The following is a 20,897-nucleotide window of genomic DNA, read 5'->3' as shown; positions in this document are numbered from 1 at the left end:
TCTCCACCCATTCTTTTGGCCCAGCGACTCGCTCGTAGGCGTCACGGGCTACAGCAGGCGTGGCTCGAGGCATCTCGTCTTCGGGAGCTACCACAAACATGGTTGGAGACGTTACGTCCGTGGCGCACAGTCCTGGATACCACTGGACGGGTTTCTTCGGACGGACGACCGTGATTTCGTTCGTCCAGTTCATGCCCGGCTGATTCCCGTACGCGATAAACCAGCGAAATGCCGTCTCAGGTTTGAGTGCTGATGGCCGACGATTCTGGTCGTCCCATACGACGGGCATTGGACCAAAAATCTCGTCTGCAACAGGTTCGACGGATCCGGACTGAACCATCTGTTTCATCGAAGGAGAAGGAGAAGGAAAATTAGGACTTCGAACTGCTGCTTTACGATGAGTATGAGTAGTCGTTCGAAGGAAGCGTCCGATCGTCGATCTCAGTCGCCGGTTCAGTAGTGGTAGACGTCGTCTCGCTGCTCGCCGCTGATGTCGTTGTTGCTCGTCGTGACCGAACCGGCACCGGTCGTGACCGAGATGGCGTCGCGAACCTCGCCGTGCAGATCCATCGAGCAGTCCTCGATGCTGACCGACTCGGCGCCGCTCATCACGCGGATGGCTTCGGTCTGGTTGATCGACATGTCGACGTGGATGTCGTCGATCTCGATGTCGCCGCCGTCACAGCGAACCGGGCGCTGGCCGTCGAAGCCCGAGATGTCCTCGTCGTACTCGAACTCCGCGTCCTTCAGCGAACATTTGTCGCCGTCGAGACGAACGCCCGCGACGTTGCAGTTCTCGAAGTGACCGCCCTCGACGTGGACTTCGCCCTCGCTGTTCGAACAGTAGAGCCCGTTGTCCGGGAACGGACCGATGTGACAGTCCCGGATCGTGACCTCTCCCGTGTGGTTGTCGCTGACGAACATCCCCGTGCCGCCGTAGCCACTGCTCGAGTTTTCGCCGCCGTCGGGAAGGTTGACGTTCGAGACGGTACCGCTGCCATCGCTCGTGTGGAGACCCACCAGCATCGGACCCTTACCGGCGGTGTCGTGCTCGCCTTCAACGGTGATGTCGCTCACTTCGAGGTTGTCGGCTGCATGGCACTCGAAGACGCGGCCACCCGCGCCGTCGGTGCTGAGATCGATGTTGAAGTTCTTGACGGTGAGGTCGCCGATCGGGTCGTCCGAGATACCCAGTTTGAACACGTAGCCGGTTGTCGGGCCGATCTTGACCGTCGCGCCGTTGCCGTCCAGCGTGAGATCGTCGAGACCGGTGACCCGTATCGTGTCGTCTACCTCGTAGACGGTATCGGAGTCGAGATTGACCGTCCCCCCACTCTCGATCTCGTTTTCGAGCTCCGCTTCCTCGTCGACGTCAGCCGCACCGACAGCCGAGCCGACTACCGGCGCCGCGGCGACCCCTGCGATCGCACTCAAATAACTTCTGCGGTTAATACTACGATTATCTCTGTCAGACTTCTGCACCATTCTACTAGTAACGACATCGACCCTGACGTGTAGTGCTTCTGTATTCGAGACCGGCTTTAGAGGACATCATACGGATTATACGTATCGAATCAACGGGATTGGTGCCGGCGTTTAGAACGGATCAGAACGTCGTTCTATTCCCAAAATTTCACATCTCATTGACGGAAAGTGTCTAGTCAAGGAGCGAGCAGTTCGGTGGGTTTGGTTATCGAGTATCCCGCCTTGTGCAACACCAGCAACTTGGATAAAGAGAATCGTTGCACAAGTGGTAGTAATGTGAAACTGGGGTCGCTAGTCGAGGACCGTCACGTCGAATTTCCCACGCCAGCGGTATCGTCGGTCACCCCAAACGAACGTCCGACGAGTCAGTGCGTACACGATCAGGGGCACGAAGACGAACACCGCCGGGTAGGCTAGTACGGCCGTCCATCGGCGGACGCCCAGGACCTTGTTGACGGTGAGGTGTAACACGGTGAGGAGGACTGCCGCAGGAAGCGGAGCCATGATTGCACTGGCGAGGACGAGTAGCAAGACGAGCACTGTCCCGGCGACGACATCAGGGAAATGCCACCGGAGAATCTGCGTCCACCGGACTTGGCGCTCAACCGTCTCACGGATCGTGCCCCTGATCGGGACGATCCGTGTCCGGCCGACCGTCGTCACTTGAAGGTACTCCATGAGGAGTCCGTCGTCGCTGACGGTTCGTCGAAGTTCATCGAGAAACGCGGCCTCGTCGATGTCGCCTCGTTCGAAGATGACCGCGCCACCCCAGATTCGGTTGTCGCGATAGATACTCAGTGAACCCGCCGAGGCATATAGTGGTTCGAGTAGTACTGATAGGGGATCCTGCCCGATGAAGTACGGGACTTCCGAGACTGGCCCATACTTCTCGTAGTCGGCACTGAGGGTTGCCAGCCAGTCCGGGGGCTGGTGAAAATCGTCGTCCGTCCAGACGAGACGGTCATGGCGTGCGGCCTCCATCCCGGTGGCGATGGCGTTAGCCTTCCCCGAACAGTGCTCGGGTTCACCGGCGGCGATGAGTCGGATGCCTTCGGGGGTGTGTTGTTGTTCAGTGATGGGGTCGTCCTCGACGTCGTGGATGAGCAGGAGTTCGTCGTGGTCCTCGAGTTGGGCGGCCAGCTCCGTACAGGCGTCGGTCCAGCGTGTTGTTGGCAGGAGGACGCTCACCGGTGGGCGGTCGGCCATTGGGGGTGGCTTCTGGTGATGCGGTGAAAAACGGACTGTTCTTCTCACTGTCAGTGATACCCTTCGCAAGTAGAGTAGATACAACGAATATGTCCTGCGGAACCAGCGGATTCGCAATTGGATCCAACCCAGAATGTTGTCAGCTACAGAAAGTGAAAGATCCTATCGACTAGGTACTGAAGTTAGACCAATAAATCAAATTCTAAGTCTTCTTCAAGAAATAATGGAAGATAATCGAAGGATAAGAGAGCTTGAACAATGACATTATCCATCTCTTTGTGTACGAACCGTTCAATATCTGTATCTTCAAAAGTTCGGATATACTGTACGGCCAACGCATACGCGAATATCAATCCAAATCGGAAGATATCTTCCTCTTGATCTTTAGTCCATATACCATCATTCCGCGATGATTTCATTGAGTGTGGATGCGATGCAATATTACTCAGGTGATCATAGACGTCCCCATACAGTTCTTCTTTATCGGCTAGCTCTCCTTTTAATTGGCGTCGTTTTCCACCGAAGTAGTCCGTCATCGGAAGCGTCTCATAAGGTCCGTAGTCATTATTTCTGAGATCGCGTTTGAATTCCTGCCACTTTCGTTTTGTCTTCTCTTTCTCCCGGTTGAACTCTCGTACCACTAAGTAAAGCTCCAGCAGAAATCTCACCCGGCCATAGCTTGCAATGTAGCAGTGATGCTTACATAACCAGTACATGGAGATTATTGCTCTAACTCCGCGTCGCAGACAAGATAGCTGTAGAGTATGCTCATCACCGATCGCTGAGCCTTGTGTTTTTTCTAGCTGCGTGTGGAAGTCGTGAAGGTTCTGTGCAGAGACAAGGAGTGTTTGGGCTTCGTTTTGGTTCGGATGAGGATAGGAGTAGTCTTCTGCAGCTTCTTGGTGGAGGTTTTCAATAGTCTCGAAATCATACTTAGTCCACATAGGTATTAATCATATTCTAAGTAGAAAAGTGTCGTGCTGAGCTGCTCAATAGATGTATTTTCCACTACTTCATTGGGGTGACCCAGTCAACTGTTTCTCGGTGGGGACGTGAGGTGAAGGCTGATGCAGTTGCTGATTGATCGAGCACATTTGATATATATAAGCACGCGTAGTAGTTCCGTGAAAGATTTGAGATTTGTAGAAGAAGAGGAGTATATGGGTGTGTAGGCGGTGCAGGTGATTGATGACCGGTATCAAGTGATTCAGATGGAACCAGGTGAGTGTGCCCTACCGGTGAACACCCATTACCAATTTAAACAACAAATTATAGAAACAGTGTTATGATACATGGCGAATCAGATCCCGAGTACCAGGACGAGGATTTCATGAAGAGCCCTCCGCTCAACAAACTCGAGTACAATGAGAAAACCGCTGAGAAACATCAGGACCGGATGTTCGACAACCTTGACGACTTCTTCGACCAGTAGCTCCCTTGTAGAGATAAGCTGTTAGAAGTACCTATCGTAGACATATTCTTCTCCCGCATTTAGAAATTAAATAATCGAGAAAGAAATGAAGATGATTTCTGCTCAGCTTCTACAGCTTTCTGTGCTTCTCCTACTTGTCGGTTGAAATCATCCAAGGATCTCTTTACTCGTTGACTATCTTGACGTACCTGTTGAATTCTCCTGTTAAGCTTTGGTTCGATTAGCTGCCGTTTCTCTGAGGCAGTTTTTGAATCATCTTCGATTATTTCTCCAACGTTTTCAAAGGTGATAAAGAGAGATATCAAGCTGTTTATGAAGATTTCAATATCGTCAACAAGTCTGTAATCTCCTTCGAATCCTTCTAGTTGGAAATCTATTGTCCCTAGTTGTTGTAGAAGATCTACTCGTTTCTCTTCAAGCGTATCGTCTTCGAGAGTGCCGTCGGAAAGGATGGCAAGATCCCCTCCTAGATTTTCGACGAAGTCGGCGGCTTCTATGCATGTTTCTCCGAAATCAGCGAAGAACGTTTCTGCTTGGTCCAGGTCATCTTTCTCTGCCATTTGCAGAGCGATATTTTGGTTTTGCTGTGGTTGAGTAGGTGCTTGATGCTGTGTTGGTGGAGGTGTTTGCTGGTTATAGTGGACTGCATTGTGACACGGTTTACATATCGTTACTAAGTTGTTCTTAGAATGGGTTCCTCCCTTGCTTTTGGGTACGATGTGGTGGGCGTTCAGCTCCGTGTTTCCGTATGGTCCGCCTTGTGCTCCGCAGTTCTGGCAGGTGTATCCATCTCTTTTGTAGACTGCTCGTCGGCGTGAATCCCAGTCTGATGGATATCCTTTGGCCATGTGAGACAATTTCAGGCAGGCAGAAGATAATGATTTCGTTGAGCATTTGATTTGATTGGTGCTGCCTACGGTGCAGCCAATTAATCCGATGAACAGGAACACATAATTCAGCGAACTCGGAAGCTGCGGGATCGAAGCCAGGGAGTGGATCTGTCCGATGATGACACGGAGATTGAGGTGGTGAAGAGGGCAGAGTAGTGGTCAGTGGTCAACTGCTCGAAGAGCAACGAAATCTGAGATCAAGTACTGAATGAAAAACCTGCGGTAGGAGTACGTAGAGTACAAGAATAACGCTGCTCCGATCCAGCAGAGCGGCCAAGCCACCTCAATGAATTCTCCGAAGTTCGGAAAGAATGACAGGTATTTGGATGGTCTATCGAAGAAGACACCGTTCTGCTGCAAACAGTAATAGATTATATAGAAAAGAGGGAGTCCTGCGAAGAGTACGGACATACTTCGTGAGAAGGCATAGATCGCTTGGAAGGTACGTGAGCGCCCGATATCTCTGTTGTAAATATAGCTTTGAATCGTGGGATAGAGCTCTTTCCATTCTTGAAGTGAGGGAGATTCCTCATCTTCGTTTCCTTTGAGTAGTGAGGGATCATGGAGTAGACGGCTGCATTCTACTTTGAATTCATCTACAATCCGTTTTTCTGCGTTATCGTGGTCTAATACCTTCTCTGCGAAGAGTGTTCTGTGGCTTGACACGGAACCAGTTTTTCCAAGCAGTTGTTCAAATAGGGCGGCGAGTGAGTGGAGTGCTTGACCGAGAACGAACGCTAAGACCAGGACAGGAATTATCGCAGCGATCGGTCCCAGTGAGATTTCCCGGGGGATGACCATGTAGAAGCTCATTAGAGTAGCTAGACCTGGTAGAAACACGCTGAAGAAGTCGTATTGGCTAAACAGACGGAATGGACGTGCCATTGGCGGTGGTTAGTAGTAGGTACTGCGTTGTTGTCTTGATTCTTGTGTAGATCGGAGGCACTTATATAAAGTATATCACAACATTTTTGATTAGAAAGTAGCGCAATAATCACATAGAACAACAGTAATTCAAATAATTTACTTGAAATTGGTTTATTGACCGCCGGTATATACTATATCACGCGAAAAATCTCGTTACGGAACTATTTGAAGATGCCAGCGTACCTGTTAATCGGCGCTGTCTGTATTCATTACTTGTTCACGCATTTGCCGAGATCGCAGACTGGTGCGTTCGTTACGCTCACCGGTGTGTTGATGCTGGCTTTGGCTGCTACGGACGAGTCGTGTCGTCTGGTCATGCTATTTCTTGTCCATCCAGCTGCTCGAACTCACAGTATTTCTCTTGATCTGGCTTTTCGAGCACGCTGATCTCGTAGTCAGTTGTAATCTCGATCCAGCCACCATCGAACGCCCAATGGTGCAATCGACAAAGTGCGATTCCGTTGCGAACGTCGTCTTGACCGTTGTCGCTCCGTGGGTAGATATGTGCGGCTTCGACTTCTGGCGTCCCGTCGGTCTGCACCACAGACAGCACAGGTCTTATCGTAGACTTCGAGTACGAGTTCCCGAAAGTCCCGATCACGTGTGCGCCGTCGGACTGTTGTATATTCGACTCGATCCTCAGTGAGCTGTGGTTTCTGCTTCCGTGCCAGTCAACATCGATAGTAGGTGCCGTTTGACGCGTTTGCGCCTCTCCGCGACGAACTGGTCGAAGTTTTCTAACTTGTAATAGTCCGGGTCCTCGGGGATGAAGTGGCGCTGATAGAATCCCTCGTTCTGATTTATAACCCATTCTTCAAACAATTTGTCTTGCTTTGTTTCGTTCTCGTTTTCAGTAAGCAACTGGAGGTTTGCCAGTTTGTCCTGCTCTTCAGTGAACTCGGAAATCTTGTTTTCTGGAAATCCCTGATCTCGAAGGTACTCCTCATCCAGTTTCGATGCGGGGAAAATATGGTCCTGATGATATTGGACGCTCCCCCAGTCATTTTCAGGGTAGAGCAGGGTGAGAGCGAGGAAGGTTCGCTTGCTCCCCTTCTCGTTTTCCAGTACGTTTTCGGCAATCTCCTCGTTGAATCCGACGACTTTGTTGAGTCCCTTGACTGCATCGTTGATCTCCTGAAGTGGGAATCTTTCATCCTCCGCATCACTCAACTCCTCCCGAATTGTGCGAAGAACCGTGTCGGAATTCCCACTGAGTGTCCCGTTCAGAAGAGTAGTGAGCAGCCATTTCTTCATCGCCTGTTTCGTTTGATGATACTCCTCCGCGTTCTGCTGTACGTGATCCACGGTAAGACCCGTATTTTTGAAGTAGTACGCAAGGGGGATGACTGCGTTACGGCTCGTAAGCGTATTTTCGTCGATCCCGAATTGATTGACGAGTGTTGCAGCTGCCTTAATCGCGGTCCGAATTGCCTCCCACTCGCTCTCGATTTTGGAGACGTTCTCCCGGTTGAACTGTCCGACTCGGTACCGGACAGGGAGATCGCTGAGCACCAGACACGACTTGAGAAGAAAATCCTTGTCGTAGTTGTTTTTTAACGGTAGCTGGCTGTTAAGGTAATCGACGAAGGACGTCAACTCCTCTCTGGCATCGTACTGCTCCCAGTTCGCCGTGGCAATCGATAGGAGCAGATCGGATTTCTGAAGTTGAGTTCCGCCGTCGTTCGTCCGGATGAAGATGTCGAGTACTCTGTCGATGTCCTGTTCCTTTTCCTCAAAATACGTGATGTACGCTTTGTCGTGAATAGCGCGCCATAGAGCACGGAGATTGCGGCCGACATTTCGTTCACGCTCTCGATCCAAGTGGTCGGCGTACTCATCTATCACCTCAAACACGAGGTCCTCTTGATCCTCGTTCTTCGGATAGTTCAGAATCGCTCCTGCTCTGAACCACAAATCATCCCCTCGTGTGACTACGCGTTCATCATATTGACCCATTGGTAGGAATGCGAAATCGTACCGAGATTGTCTGTCTCCGTCTTCAGAGAGTTCCTCTTCGGGATTCGAGGTGATGTTAAGGTACAGCCGTGATTTGTTCCAAGCGTCCTCGTTCCGGTACCACTTGTAATCCTGTTTGTAGGTATACGTCCCTTTTAGTCCGATATAGAATGAGGAGAGCCTCTGTTGACCGTCTAATATCAACTTGAGGTCTCCAGCGCCATCAGGAACCACCTCAGAATTTCGTGACCGAGCGTTCGTGTTTATGTATTTAGTCGTAGTGATGTAGTCCTTGATGAACCCGTACATCTTGTATTCATCACGGTTCTCATCCCGTATGTCCCAGTACAGGAACGTTCCAATCGGATACCCTTGAAGGACAGAGTCAAAAAGATCTGTAATTTGGTCTCGCTCCCAGACAATCTCTCGCTGGATGGCTGGAAGAAGGTAATCCTCGTTCTGGATATGGTGGACTGCTTCTGAAATTGTTACTCGCTGGTCATACATGTTCTATGAAGCCTTCCGGCGACTACTTAAGAACTTGGCAGTGCGCGCATTATTCAGAATGAGGAGTACTCCTTTAGTGGCCTCTCAAAGGGGATTCTACACTGGTTCGTTGATTGACCAAACGAAAAGGCGTTGAGCGGCTACAAGTATTGGTATCATCCAGAGTTCGAATCTCGCACGTTGAGTGACCTTCGGAATAGTAGCGAGTCGGCTCCTGAGCGGAAGAAGGTGTGAAGTGAGGGCTGGTTTGCAGCAACTATGAATAGCGACTAGTTTCGATCTAGATTCCTAGATCAGCGATTCGTGACTCGAACTCATCGTGGAACTGATTCATCGTATCAACACCCCATCTAACAAGTTGATCCCGTTCTTCTGTTGATAGCTCAGATAGCTTGTCTGGGATACTACGCGGGCATTTAATGCGGCAAGCCCGCTTCTCGGGGAGTCGCTGCCAGACGAGTTCTTCATCGAAATCCGCGAGATTCGTGTGGATCTCATTTTGGTGCTGTTTTAGAGCCTCGTAGATCGCTTCGTTCCGTTCTTTATCCGAGGTGTCGATATAGAGTTCGACTGAGAACTCGGGCCCCTGATGGAACGCCCACCCCAAACTGACACCCCCAATACCCGCTCCAAATACTAACCAACTCTGGGGTTGCGGTGTAAGTTTGTACCAGTCGGAACGCTGTTGTGAGTACGCCTCCGTTAGCGCTTCATAGAACTCCAGATACGTCCGTTCGGTTTCACTGAGATCTCCCGTCAGTTCTCGTTCCCAGTCGTTCGGCTCAACCACGATTTCGAACTCGAATCCTCTCGCTTCGGTCCCATCAATCGAGATGACCCGCGGCTTAATACCGAAGAACCGGACGTCTTTCGGGCCACTCTCATTGAGCCACTCGAGAACGCTCTTGTGTTCGGGACGGAAGTTCTCGGCCACCCAGATTGTGAAACCAGCGTCCTTCCCAGCTGAGTAGGTGAGTAGCTTGCCGAGATGATCGTGGTCCGTCATCTGATACTGGTTTTCGATGACGACAGGCCGGCCGGTATTCATCTCAGTGCCGACGATATCGGCGGAGAAACTGCCTATTGCTTCCTCGTGAGAGACGTCTTCTACCTCAATTCCCAGTTTGGCGGTGAGGTGATCGATATTCTCCATCAACCACTTTGTGAAGTCGTATTCTTCGTGTGGCCATACGCTTCGTAGGTCGTGTTCTTCGATACTTCCGATCTCGTGAGTCATCTCTATAGCGGACTATCGTACTGAGGAATAATACACTATGCAGGTTTAGTATCCTTCAATTACTATATTGGACACAACAGTACGGGTCCTCAATTGGTGATAACTTGCGCAGGCGTGCTGAATATAGAGGGCGTCTCTAACAGGGCACCTATTCAAGAGTATATCTGGAGTAGCAATAGTTTGATTGGGCAATAGTATGGACTACACTCGTGACTCAGAACACCCTTGCTCGGCGTTTTGACGAACTATGCCGTCAGCTAGAGCGACTTCCAGAGACGGAAGAACCACCCTTGACGACTCTCCAACTCCTCGGCCAGAGTCGACAAGAAGGTGATTGGCAACGTTTCCTTGCATATTTCCTCTCACCAGAGAAACCACACGGGCTTGACTATGCCGTGGTAGAGCAGTTCCTACAGGGTTTGAGTGACCGAGATGATATCAACTTCGAGTTCTCACGGTTCGACCTCGAAGACATCGACGTGGCAACTGAAGTCCCGATTCCAAATGGTCGGCTTGACCTTCTGGTCTGGTGTGAGGAAGAGTGGTTCGTCCTCTGTGAGTTGAAGATCGATTCCTCGGAGGGTGACGGACAAACACCGAAATACGCCGCAGCCGAGACGTTCAAGGACGTTAACCTTGATCCCACTGCTGTCCCGGAAGACCGTCGGCACTACCTCTATGTTACACCTGACCGGTCGTTACCTGAGTCGCCCGCCTTTATCGCTATTGGGTGGTCGTGGATCACCGCACAACTCCGGGCCGTTCAAGAATCGGATTACGGCAGCTATCCAGCGCGTACAACCGGACAACTGGACGACTTCATTGATACGATCGAAACTGAACTCACGATGACTGATTACGAACGAAATGAGACTGAAAAGGCTAGCCTGTACGTCGACTACTACGACGAAATTGATGAAGTCCAGGGTGCGTTCCAGAATGAGTGGAACGATCTCATCGATAATTGGGGGCACCGGCTCGCCATTACCCTTGATGATGTTCAACTCGTTGAGGGCCCGGAGGGTGTCCCGCCGGTACCCGATGAGGACGTGATGCTTCAACTCCCAGATGGAGAGGGCCGTCGCCGCTACTGGCTGTGTCGCCAAGCTAACGGCAAGTGGTCATGGCTGTTCCCAACGGACTGGTGGACCCGTCTAGACCGCGGTGAACCGGTCTACCGAAACGAGAAGCCTAATGCACGTGTCGGATTCCTCCACCGCCCGAATTTCGATCGAGAGACTGTGCTTGGCGATCACGAGTTGACATTCTATCTCCGGAATGCACCCTCCGGTAACGACGAGTTCTATCCGCGATTCGCGGAACGGTTCAATTCTGACGAGGGGGTTGCCGCTGCACTCCCAGAGCGATCTGAGCGGCGTGGTCGAAAATCGAATATCATCGAGGGAACATACGAGATCGATGTCGATGGCCATGCTAGTCTGTTCGCTGGTTACGTTACTGCATTAGCTACTGCTGTCGACGACCACATCGTGTCGAATCATTCCTTGATTGGACGGATCGACGAGATCTATGAAGAAACTCTTGAAGAGGTTCTCGAATTCGACTCTGGGTGAGTAATCGTAGAGATGGAGGGCTCTGTTTAGTCGTACTGAATTAAGAAAATAATAAACGAAACATTTATATACTTTCATAACTTACTATTATGCAGAGAATATTGTCAGTTACTGTCTGGCCGGTAGCTTCAATAAGCCATGGTTATGTAGGGTTCGAATCCCTACAAGGAGCTTGAATCCGATGTTCAGGCGGCTGGAAGGGCTGTATTGAAGTTATGTCGAATTGCAGTTACTGGTGGTATCGATGAGGTGATAATATACGTCATTAAGAAAATCATGAAATACATCTGGACACAAGTTGACAGCAAGTATAGTATTGAAACAACTGCGGCCGCGCACGGTAAGAAGGTTGTTAACCAAGTCGGATCTTGGATAGAACCTTACAGCTCCTTCCTTCCATTGCCTGAATTTTGAGTGGAGACACTTCGCCGATCTCATTGTTCCAATGATGGACCTGCTTGAAGAACCTCACAACGAACAAAACGCGAAGTTCGTTGCGTGTGCGTATGACTCATTAGTGTGGGAATCGACCGAGATGTTGCAACCAATAGGACCGTTCTATGTTCTACCCGCAATATTATGTTCATACCTCCCATATCTAGTATCAGTGAATGGCTGAGTGGAAGAATCAGCACTACGTTCCGCAACACTTCCTCCGCGGCTGGGCTATCAACGACCGAATTGAAGTCTTCCACTTAGAACACGGTTCCGTCCCGGCAACGCACATTAGCAAGGTCTGCTCAGAAGACTATCTCTACGGCAACCCCCCGCACGTTGAACAAGAACTCAGCGATTTGGAAGACCTCCACCACCGCCCGCTGAAGACCCTCCACTCCGGAAGTTCGCTTTCCAGCCTTACTCGCGCCGAAACAGCGCTCCTTCTCTCCTTTGTAACAACACAGCGTACCCGGTCGAAGTTCACGCAAGAGGATATCGCGGCAGGGGATGAAATCCTCCGTGGCGGGGTTCAAGCCGATATAACTAACAATCGGTACGAGGACCTTCTCCAGTGGACGACCGATCTCACTACCGACGAGCGAGAAGACACGCTAGTTGATGCGTCGATTCTCGGTATTCATCTTTCTTTGATGGTTAAAGGCGTCCTCGGCTATCTCTCTATTAACGATCTTGACGGTGTACTGCTCTGCAACACAACTAACAAGGAATTCGTGATTTCTGACCTCCCGATTGTATTAGACAATCCACGTTTCAAACGCCAGACCGGCATGGGACCAGCTGGCTTAGCTGAACGTGGTACACAGATCTACTGTCCTATTGATTCCTCACGACTCCTCTTTCTCTACGACCCGCTTATTTACTCTATCAAGTCGAACTCTCGAGAGCAGGTCCTCATCAAGTCTACGTCCGTCGTTGACGAACTGAATCTCCTCCAGTTCCATAACGCAGATAGCATCGTCATGCATCGGAACTCCTCGACAGAGTACTTGAACGAGCTCCGCGAGCAAATGGACACGGTGCGATCAAGAATAACGATCAGCCAGGAACATGAGCTTGCGACCGGTGAAACATATGACGTTGAGAAAACGCCACCGTACCAAGTCCCTGCTGCTTCGCCCGACCTTCCCGCATATCGAATTAACCGAACAATTCCCTATACTGAGAGACGACCGACAGCACGAGTCGAACGACTGCAGCAACTTGCCCAGCAGATTTCTACGGAAGCGTACGGCTACCCTGATGTCTCCCTGATCGCTACAATACAATACTTGACCGAATGGTTTTCCTGATTTTAGCTTATAACGGGTCGCCCTTGTGCAACACAATGTTTCGGAGATAGCGATCGTTGCACAAGGATTCCTTACGCTACTACTTCAGATCTCGTGTTCTTTGAGGTCTTAGTAGTCTGTATCATGGAGTAGTGAGTTGACTATATCGGACTCGTAGCATTGGCAGCCATCTATCTCGCAAATGGAGTACAGAGCGGTCAACAGTCCATCTAAGAATAAGGTCCGCACCTTTATCCTAAACGCGCTGGACCATTCTTGTAATGCCAAACACCCGAATCGAAGCCGTTCTCCAGGCGATCGGGGACGGAGCTCAACTTGAGCAACTCGCTTCTGATCTCCTCCAACGCGAAGGCTATAATGTCAACCCAACCGGCACCCGCGGTCCCGACAATAAACGGGACGCCCTTCTTTCTCGTAACGACGAACAAGGTATTCTCCACTGCAGCATCAGCCAAGACCTCGAGAACAAGCTCCGAAATGACGCACAGAAAGCTGCTAGCCGTAATGACAGCTACGATATTTTCATTTTCGCCACGACACAGAACCCCTCCGGCAGTAAACGGGACCGATTGGAGGACGAGATCTCAGACGAATACGGATGGAGAGTCCAGATACTAGACTTGCAACGGCTCAGAAACAAGCTTCAGGGTAATCCAGATAATCACGATCTCATCCGTGATCACCTTCGTATCAATCCAAATCGTGCATTTGAGGACCCAGAGGAAGACGCACAAGAGTTCTACCAGTCTCGAATCGAAGAATTGCAAGCGTACAATGGATATTATGGATCCATCGAACCCGAGGATGATCTGACCGGGCGGGAGGAACGACCGATCCTCACAGTACATATGATTCCTGCCGAGGCATTCGGCAGCGACCACGACCGATTGGGGTCTGAGCTCCCTGATCCACCAGGATTCAGAAGGAGCGGGTATACCCAACAGTACGGCGATTTCGTGATTACTGGGGATAACAATGGTTTGAACGGAGAGAATCCGTTCACATCCTATGCCTGTTTCCACGAAGACGGGTGGGCGGAAGTGGTCACTGTTGATATCCTCCCTCAGACCGACAATCCGGAGCTAACGACGATGATTGACAAATACGTTGTCGACTTTGTCGAGGACGCTTTGGACTGGTACGCGGAGGTCGGTATCAATCCGCCGTTCTACACTTATCTAACAGTGCTCAACGCTGCGGAGTATACTATCTATGTCCCCAAGCCGATATGGGGGCCACATAACCGTCGGGAGATCGGTGACGATGTCTTTCGGTTCGGGGAGATCCGTATTGATCGATACGACACTGATGTACCCACAATCCTTCAGCAACCACTGTATCGACTGTGGATGCGAACAGGGTGGCCAGGATCGCTACACTACAATGAGATCAAAGAGAACGGTGAAATACGATACGAGTGGGATCCACGAGACTAATCGGGAATTGTCCATACCCAGCCGTTTGAGAAAGTCACGGAGATAGATAACTGGATTTTACTCGTCAGCCATTTCGAATACTTTCTTGCTCAATTTGCCGATGGCTTCTTTAAATGCTTTCGTGAGGGCGAACCAAATGATGTCTGTCTGCTGAATACCTCTTCTGAGTCGGTCACGACGTTCCTGATAGACTCTGAGTAATTTGGGCGATGTACACTGACTTCACAGCACGTTTCAGTCAACAAATAACCACAGAGGTTCATCCCGGGGATCTATCTAAATAACATTGGCGGTGTCGACACATGCAAAATTATATGAAGTAAGATTCAGATCAATGTCTATTGATGAGTGAAAGTCAAACGCCGGGGGGCGCGCGGTTCATTAAAGCTGATCTTCATATTCATACACCTGAATCATATGATTATCAAGATGATGAGGCCGAGCCGAGTGATCTCATTGAACGTTTCGTCGAAGAGAACATAGAACTTGTAGCTATCACCGACCATAATACGGATGGCTATTACGAAGAATTAGTTGAAGCCGCGGAGGCTGAACCCGTGACTGTGCTGCCTGGGGTTGAGATTACGACAGGGCAAAGCGGCGAAAATCAGATCCACATGACTGCAATCTTTCCGCCAGATAACGCACCTGCGATAAGTGGAGTCATGCATGAAATCGGATTAGGAACCGATCCCGAGACAGCCATTGCTGACGCAACAATTCCATCAATTTGCGATACAGTACGGGATGCTGGCGGACTCCCAATTCTTGCACATATCGATCAGAATGCTGGGGCCCATCATGAGCTTGCCAACCGGAACAATCCTACTCGACAGCGGACGTTCGACCCAGATAAAGTCGCAGCATTGGAGATAGTATCTCTTGACACCGCTGACCAGTTCCCAGAATTCGCCCACATTCGCTCATCTGACGCACACAATCTCGATAGCATCGGAGAACGGTGTACGTACCTCAAGATGGATGCTCCTACATTCGAGGGCTTTCGAATGGCTCTATCCGATCCTGGGTCTCGTATGTCTGTACAGCGGCAGCTCAACACGCACATGAGCATAGATTCGCTTCAAGTCAAAAACGGGTTCTTAGAGCCCCGGAAACTACAATTCAATAAGAATCTCAATAGTCTCATTGGTGGAAAGGGGACTGGGAAGTCATCTGTGCTTGAGCATATTCGCTACGTGTTAGATATCGAGCCTCGTTCCGAAGATATCGCTGCTGAATGTGCTGCACTTATTAAATGGACTCTTGCTCCCGATGGGATTGTAAGGCTCCGGTTGACGGGCAACACCGGCGACCAGTACGAAATTGTTCGGGAATATAATTCTGCGCCCGTAATCTACCGTGTCTCCGATGATGAAAGCACTGCTGAGGAACCACTTTCAATCCCTATTGACCGCTTTCGGCAGGAGTTCTTTGACGCAGAGATACACAGCCAACGGGAACTCATCAATCTCGCACGGAACGAGACGAATCAGCTTGAACTGTTGGACACCTATTTTGATCTAGCAGAACTCAAGAGGGACCGTGAAGAGACCAAGGCAGAAATCAAGGACCAGTCACTCCAAGTTCAGACGATGCAGAATGAAGTCGACCAACTTATCGATAAAACGCATTACTACGAAACACTCCGTGAACAGATCGAGGTGATGAGTGAGAAGGGTGTTGACGAGTACGTCGAGGGCCAAGAAGAATGGGAAGAAGAGCGTGCGAACCTAGCTACTGCGATTGAGGGAGTCGAAGAAGTCGATGAGAAAGTGGGTGGTATGGACCTTACAGGTGTCATCAACGAGATCTCTCCAACTAGTGGTCCTAACCAAGAACTATTGGAAGATGCCAATTCCATTGTGGAGAATCTCCGTGCCGACGTCGAAGAATTACAGGAGAGTCTAGAAGAAACTGTCGCTGAGGCTCAATCCGAAATTAGTGAGGTCCGAGAGGAATGGAACCAAGCCAACAAGAAGCGGGAGCGAGAACACTCGCGCCTTGCCGACGAGATTCATGAGGAAATCGATGTCGATGTCGACCAGTTCTTCGAGATACGTTCGGAAATGCATGAGCTACACGGGGTCTCAGAGGAACTGGAGACGATGCGCAAGGAACTGGAGAAAGCGAAAACACAGAAAGACGAACTGTTCGGTGACCTGGCTGAGGCTCGGCGAGCGCTTACGGAGGCACGTCAGGACGGTATTTCGACACTAAACGGCGAGCTGAATGACGTAAGAGTCTCACTCGAAAGCCAAGCGAATCGAATAGAGTATATCGACTGGATCAACCACGTCCTTGAGGGGTCGGGTGTTTACACGAGGCATAAGGAAGCTATTGCAAAGACATTTGAACCACGTACGCTCGCTGAGATCGTTCGAACAGATGATACCGATCGACTCATTGCGGAGGCTGATTGTCCACCGACTAGTGCGGAGAACTTTGTCACGCATGATGACCTCAACGAGCGGCTGACAGAGCTTGAGTTGCTTGAGGTCCGAGACGAGCCGATTTTTGAGCTGAACGACGGAGGCTGGAAATCGCTTGATGAGATGTCTGACGGTCAGCAGTGTACGACATTGCTTTCGATTACAATGATCGAGCGTGATGTTCCATTAATTATCGATCAGCCTGAGGATATGCTGGACAACAATTTCATCTTCTCTGAAGTCGTGCAGCTCATACGCTCTATCAAGCATGACCGGCAGATTATCACCGCGACACACAATGCAAATATCCCTGTACTGGGTGACGCAGAGCAGATCATCGTGATGGACGCAAACGGACGAAGGGGGTTCTATAGCACGTGTGGTTCTATCGACAACGAGCGTATCAAAATGAAGACTCAGAGTATCCTAGAGGGCGGTGAACAGGCCTTCCGCGATCGGAACGATAAGTATCGGCGATCGGTCTGACTCGTCTCTCTCACTGTACTTACTGACTTGACCGTATTCGAATCAAATTGAGCGCTAGCCGCTCATGAGCCTACTCACCAACCCGGGCAAGATGCCGGTTATAGCGATGGAGGATGTTATTGATCATTCCGAAAAAGGTGACTAGTAACACCACTGCTGTCTGTTCCGGGTTGTCGACCAACGAGCCGTGAGCGAGTTCGTTTCGGCGTTCCCGTACCGTTTCCTGAAGATACCTGAGATATTCTCCCTCAAAGAATTCGTCAAAAAGTCGTTTGAGGTCCTTTTTCTTCCCCTCCTGTCGACCTGGACGATAGAAAACGAGAACCTCGATTTCAGTCATCTCACCGTCTTGCTCAACCTCTCGAATTTCAAATTCGATACGGCCTCCGGTTTCTTCGACATAGTCGACGAGGACTCCCTCAAACTGGGACGCCAATCCAACGAGAAACGTCTGATAACGCTCTTGGTCGAATAGTTCGACGAGATCCAGTAACACCTCCCGTCGCCCCTCGAATAAGCCTGTTCGCGAGAACGTATACTGGACGTCAGAGAGAACATCATCCCCGAATTGTTCTAGAAGGAATTCTTCCGGATTGTCGTCTCCTTCAATCCGTTCTCGGAACTTTTCCAATTCTTCTCCGGAGAGAAACCACGTCAGTGCATGCTGTGAAAACGCCTCGAATGCCGCATCTACTGCCGCGCGTTCTGCTGGACTGCACGCTTCGATAATGCGGTTTCGCAGGGTGATTTCCTTGTGTGCGGAGTCTACGGGAAGCAACGACTTCATTTCCTGTGCAAATTCCTCACTCAGACAGGACTCGATAATCGGAAGACTCTGAAGCTCTCTGATTCGAAATCGAGCGTAGTTTGGATCATTACGCAGGAGTGGCATAGAGTCTTTCTGGATCCTCTGATACAGTGGGATATTCAGTATCGACCAAAGAGCGAGTGGAGGTGTTTCCTCCTCACAGTGGATTCCAACCACGGTACTATCGAAGACGACCTCCTCATTGATGTCTACCAGCCACCATTCTGGCTGAGCGGGACTTTCCAGTGAAAATATTCCCTGTGTGACTAAGTCCGGGTTCCTCACCCGGTCTGTAAAACGACTTGGGATCAGAGTATCCAGATGGTCCTGGTCAAAGTCGAACCGATGCCAGAATTCAGAGATATAATCGACCAACGATGGATAGCCCTGTTCTGCAAGCCAGTCGAGAAACTCATCGGAAGGAGAGATGTCTTCGCGAGCCTCCTTGACGATGCCCCGAAGATCAAGAAGATACCAAGTAATGTCTCGTTCGGTAATACGGTGAGATTCCGGAGAGAGTTTACGAAGGACGGGGGTGAACAACTCATCTGGAATGGCTGATTCGTCTCTCTCTTCGCGTTCGAAATAGAAGAATTGGTTTGCACCCGTTGTGAGGCCAGTACAGGGTTGAGCGACTAAACCGAGTTCATCAAACGTCTCCGAGAAAAGGAATGGGACTGCTTCCGGGGCATTGAGCGCGAGTGGGAGCAGATCAGGATCTATCTCATCCGGAGAGACAGCGACTATACTCACGTCATTTATTCCTTGTGCTCGGTTTACCGCGTTGTCGGCATGACCGTGAAGCAATCCTATGTGCTCGGGTGTGATCTCAGTACTATCGACGCGAAGCAGTCTGATTGAGTCATCAACACCGCTGTTCATCTCAGTTCTCTCTAAGAAGAGGAGAACAGGCTCAATGCCCTGCGCAAGGAATTCAGCGTTAGTGAGACGGGTCAGACAGTGGATTCGCCCTCGTGATTGAATCGACTTGAGAAATTTTTCGGTTAGGCTCGACTGAGGAAGAAGAAACGCTCCATGTCCTCCATTTCTCAAGAGCGACAACGAATGGAGTACGAACGCTTGATCAAGACGACGGCAGCTAAATCTATCTCGGATCGTCTCCTTTGTAGACTCCGGCAAAGAGGACGTTCGCACGGCAGGGGGATGACTTATGACTGCGTCAAACGCTGGAATTGATTCGGTATTACTAGACCGTGATTGTACGTCCTCCAAGGTGGTTTGCCGGTGTTCATTCTGGAACTCGAGAAAATCGGACGTTAGTATCGTTGCGTCCTCCCCAAGACAATTTTGGGCAATCTCACTAGCAATTCGACTGGTATCGATTCCCCAGAGAGAGTAGTCCGGAGTGTCCTCTTCATTGGAGGTGAGTTGATCGCGGATTTCCACCAGTATTTGTCCTATACCGCATCCTGCATTCAGGATCGTTCGTCGTTGACCTGTAGTTGTCCAATTAATCAACAATTCCGCTGCTGCGGCAGGCGTCTGGTAGGATAGCAGTTCGGCTTCTTGGAGTTGTACCAGAAGGTCTTCATCCGCAGTATCGAGTACACTTGGCGACTGCTGTCCATGCAGAATCGCTTCGAGATGAGTAGCAACCGAGTGGGGATCTTCGATAGAATAGTCTCCGGGATAGATCAGAAGCGGTGATGGAGCGACATCCAAGATGACGTCTTCAAGCACCACAAGCACCTGGTCAAACTCACGGACATTGTACTCGGCTACAATCTGATTTGGAGTCGGTCCCCGAAACCGCTCACTACTCACGATAACCAACGTATTGGCGTCGATGAGTTCGAGAACGCTTGGACTATCGATCTCAATGTTCCCAATTCCCTGGAGATGCTCTAATTCCTTCCTGAGTAGTTCTTCTCGTTGAATCATGTTACTCGACGTTATCCGGTAGAAGGAAAAAGATAGCTCCCCATGAGGTGTCAAGAGGATATAATGAGCGCGCAGCGGGTTGAACGATCAAACAACGTCGAATGGATGTGTCTCGACTGATCTTCGTGAAATTCTCAGTAAGGGATGATTGGTCACTATATTGAAGGATACCTTTTCCTGGGTTGCTGTCATTATCTTTGCTATGAACCGAACTCCAGTATCGTCAAGCAACTTGAGTAGTGTCGGATATGATGAGAATAGTCGTATATTAGAGATTGAGTTCAACGACGGAAGTGTCTATCAGTACTCAAATGTTCCAATAAGTATCTATAATGGACTCATGGCTGCCTCCTCACATGGAAAATATTTCCACCGAAATATTCGAGATGCCTACCATTATACCCAGATCCGATGAAAAGCACTATAGGCGACTCAACGCTGCGAACGATCAAACTATAGTATAGAATGAACTATCTGAGTACACTCTGGGACAGAATCTTATCAGATGTATTTGACCCTAATATGATAGAGATAGCTCTCCAATGAAAGCTTTCGTGAGGGAACCACTAATGGCAACTACTCAAATTACATTTCCTCTCCAAGCCGGGTTGAATGATGTTGCGACTACCGTTGCTCTCTTCTTGTCAGCGTCTGCTGTCTATCTGCAGTACAAAAGCACAAAGCGTGAAGTCGGCGAATTGGAGATCAAGGACATTGAAGAGACCACGTATTCTCTGGGAGGCTATGAAGCTGATGACGGAATGGGCGGTACATTCGTTGCTGAGCACCGTTTTCATATATGATGTGACTTAAGCAATCGCACAGACGGGGTTCTCTATATTTATTCAATATGAGCCGTTCTCAGGGATAAAGA

Annotated in this window: 16 protein-coding genes; 7 read left to right on the top strand and 9 right to left on the bottom strand. The window is 49.9% G+C overall.

From position 1 onward, the window contains the following. Nucleotides 1–453: 453 nt before the first annotated feature. From V0Z78_RS18735 to V0Z78_RS18725, 3 genes are all read right to left on the bottom strand, one after another. Entirely contained in the window at nt 454–1,434 is a 981-nt protein-coding gene (locus tag V0Z78_RS18735; protein ID WP_336346207.1) for a hypothetical protein, read from the bottom strand. A 342-nt stretch (nt 1,435–1,776) separates the two neighbouring features. Continuing rightward, on the bottom strand, nt 1,777–2,691 hold the full coding sequence (locus V0Z78_RS18730; RefSeq protein WP_336346206.1) for a glycosyltransferase: 915 nt from the start codon (nt 2,689–2,691) through the stop codon (nt 1,777–1,779). 182 nt (nt 2,692–2,873) lie between these two features. Beyond that, on the bottom strand, nt 2,874–3,635 hold the full coding sequence (locus V0Z78_RS18725) for a hypothetical protein (RefSeq protein ID WP_336346205.1): 762 nt from the start codon (nt 3,633–3,635) through the stop codon (nt 2,874–2,876). Nucleotides 3,636–3,976: 341 nt separating this feature from the next. Here V0Z78_RS18725 and V0Z78_RS18720 point away from each other — a divergent pair, with 341 nt between their 5' ends. Continuing rightward, the gene (locus V0Z78_RS18720; protein ID WP_336346204.1) at nt 3,977–4,123 is read left to right on the top strand and encodes a hypothetical protein; all 147 of its coding nucleotides are present in this window, start codon (nt 3,977–3,979) and stop codon (nt 4,121–4,123) included. Between the two features lie 59 nt (nt 4,124–4,182). Here V0Z78_RS18720 and V0Z78_RS18715 read toward each other — a convergent pair whose 3' ends face one another. From V0Z78_RS18715 to V0Z78_RS18695, 5 genes are all read right to left on the bottom strand, one after another. Beyond that, on the bottom strand, nt 4,183–4,971 hold the full coding sequence (locus tag V0Z78_RS18715) for an HNH endonuclease (protein ID WP_336346203.1): 789 nt from the start codon (nt 4,969–4,971) through the stop codon (nt 4,183–4,185). A gap of 201 nt (nt 4,972–5,172) precedes the next feature. Further along, on the bottom strand, nt 5,173–5,826 hold the full coding sequence (locus V0Z78_RS18710) for a hypothetical protein (RefSeq protein WP_336346202.1): 654 nt from the start codon (nt 5,824–5,826) through the stop codon (nt 5,173–5,175). Nucleotides 5,827–6,253: 427 nt separating this feature from the next. Then, nucleotides 6,254–6,484: an HNH endonuclease gene (locus tag V0Z78_RS18705; RefSeq protein WP_336346201.1), complete on the bottom strand. Its 231-nt coding sequence runs from the start codon at nt 6,482–6,484 to the stop codon at nt 6,254–6,256. Between the two features lie 95 nt (nt 6,485–6,579). Next, nucleotides 6,580–8,403 (bottom strand): DUF262 domain-containing protein, encoded by a 1,824-nt coding sequence (locus V0Z78_RS18700; RefSeq protein ID WP_336346200.1) that lies wholly within the window; start codon nt 8,401–8,403, stop codon nt 6,580–6,582. Nucleotides 8,404–8,683: 280 nt separating this feature from the next. Next, nucleotides 8,684–9,640 carry a DUF4268 domain-containing protein gene (locus V0Z78_RS18695; RefSeq protein ID WP_336346199.1) on the bottom strand — a complete coding sequence of 319 codons (957 nt, stop codon included), beginning with the start codon at nt 9,638–9,640 and terminating at the stop codon, nt 8,684–8,686. A 209-nt stretch (nt 9,641–9,849) separates the two neighbouring features. Here V0Z78_RS18695 and V0Z78_RS18690 point away from each other — a divergent pair, with 209 nt between their 5' ends. The 4 genes from V0Z78_RS18690 (at nt 9,850) to V0Z78_RS18675 (ending at nt 17,313) form a co-directional block, all read left to right on the top strand. After that, on the top strand, nt 9,850–11,214 hold the full coding sequence (locus V0Z78_RS18690) for a PD-(D/E)XK nuclease family protein (RefSeq protein ID WP_336346198.1): 1,365 nt from the start codon (nt 9,850–9,852) through the stop codon (nt 11,212–11,214). Nucleotides 11,215–11,825: 611 nt separating this feature from the next. Further along, nucleotides 11,826–12,962: a DUF4238 domain-containing protein gene (locus V0Z78_RS18685; protein ID WP_336346197.1), complete on the top strand. Its 1,137-nt coding sequence runs from the start codon at nt 11,826–11,828 to the stop codon at nt 12,960–12,962. A gap of 260 nt (nt 12,963–13,222) precedes the next feature. Further along, nucleotides 13,223–14,398 (top strand): hypothetical protein, encoded by a 1,176-nt coding sequence (locus tag V0Z78_RS18680; RefSeq protein WP_336346196.1) that lies wholly within the window; start codon nt 13,223–13,225, stop codon nt 14,396–14,398. A 344-nt stretch (nt 14,399–14,742) separates the two neighbouring features. Further along, nucleotides 14,743–17,313, top strand: coding sequence for a TrlF family AAA-like ATPase (locus V0Z78_RS18675; protein ID WP_336346195.1), 2,571 nt, complete (start codon nt 14,743–14,745; stop codon nt 17,311–17,313). A 70-nt stretch (nt 17,314–17,383) separates the two neighbouring features. On the opposite strand, the gene V0Z78_RS18670 is transcribed toward V0Z78_RS18675, so the two are convergent. Continuing rightward, nucleotides 17,384–20,023 carry an N-6 DNA methylase gene (locus tag V0Z78_RS18670; RefSeq protein ID WP_336346194.1) on the bottom strand — a complete coding sequence of 880 codons (2,640 nt, stop codon included), beginning with the start codon at nt 20,021–20,023 and terminating at the stop codon, nt 17,384–17,386. 202 nt (nt 20,024–20,225) lie between these two features. Between V0Z78_RS18670 and V0Z78_RS19185 the strand changes: the two genes are divergently transcribed. Together V0Z78_RS19185 and V0Z78_RS18665 are read left to right on the top strand one after the other, a co-directional pair. Then, nucleotides 20,226–20,438: a KTSC domain-containing protein gene (locus V0Z78_RS19185; RefSeq protein WP_409338765.1), complete on the top strand. Its 213-nt coding sequence runs from the start codon at nt 20,226–20,228 to the stop codon at nt 20,436–20,438. A 154-nt stretch (nt 20,439–20,592) separates the two neighbouring features. Beyond that, nucleotides 20,593–20,826, top strand: coding sequence for a hypothetical protein (locus tag V0Z78_RS18665; RefSeq protein WP_336346193.1), 234 nt, complete (start codon nt 20,593–20,595; stop codon nt 20,824–20,826). Nucleotides 20,827–20,897: the final 71 nt, after the last annotated feature.

This window comes from Halalkalicoccus sp. CG83, assembly GCF_037081715.1.
Classification (GTDB): domain Archaea; phylum Halobacteriota; class Halobacteria; order Halobacteriales; family Halalkalicoccaceae; genus Halalkalicoccus; species Halalkalicoccus ordinarius.
The sequence above is the reverse complement of the archived record's forward strand: the minus strand, read 5'-3'. Positions and strand labels throughout refer to the sequence as shown.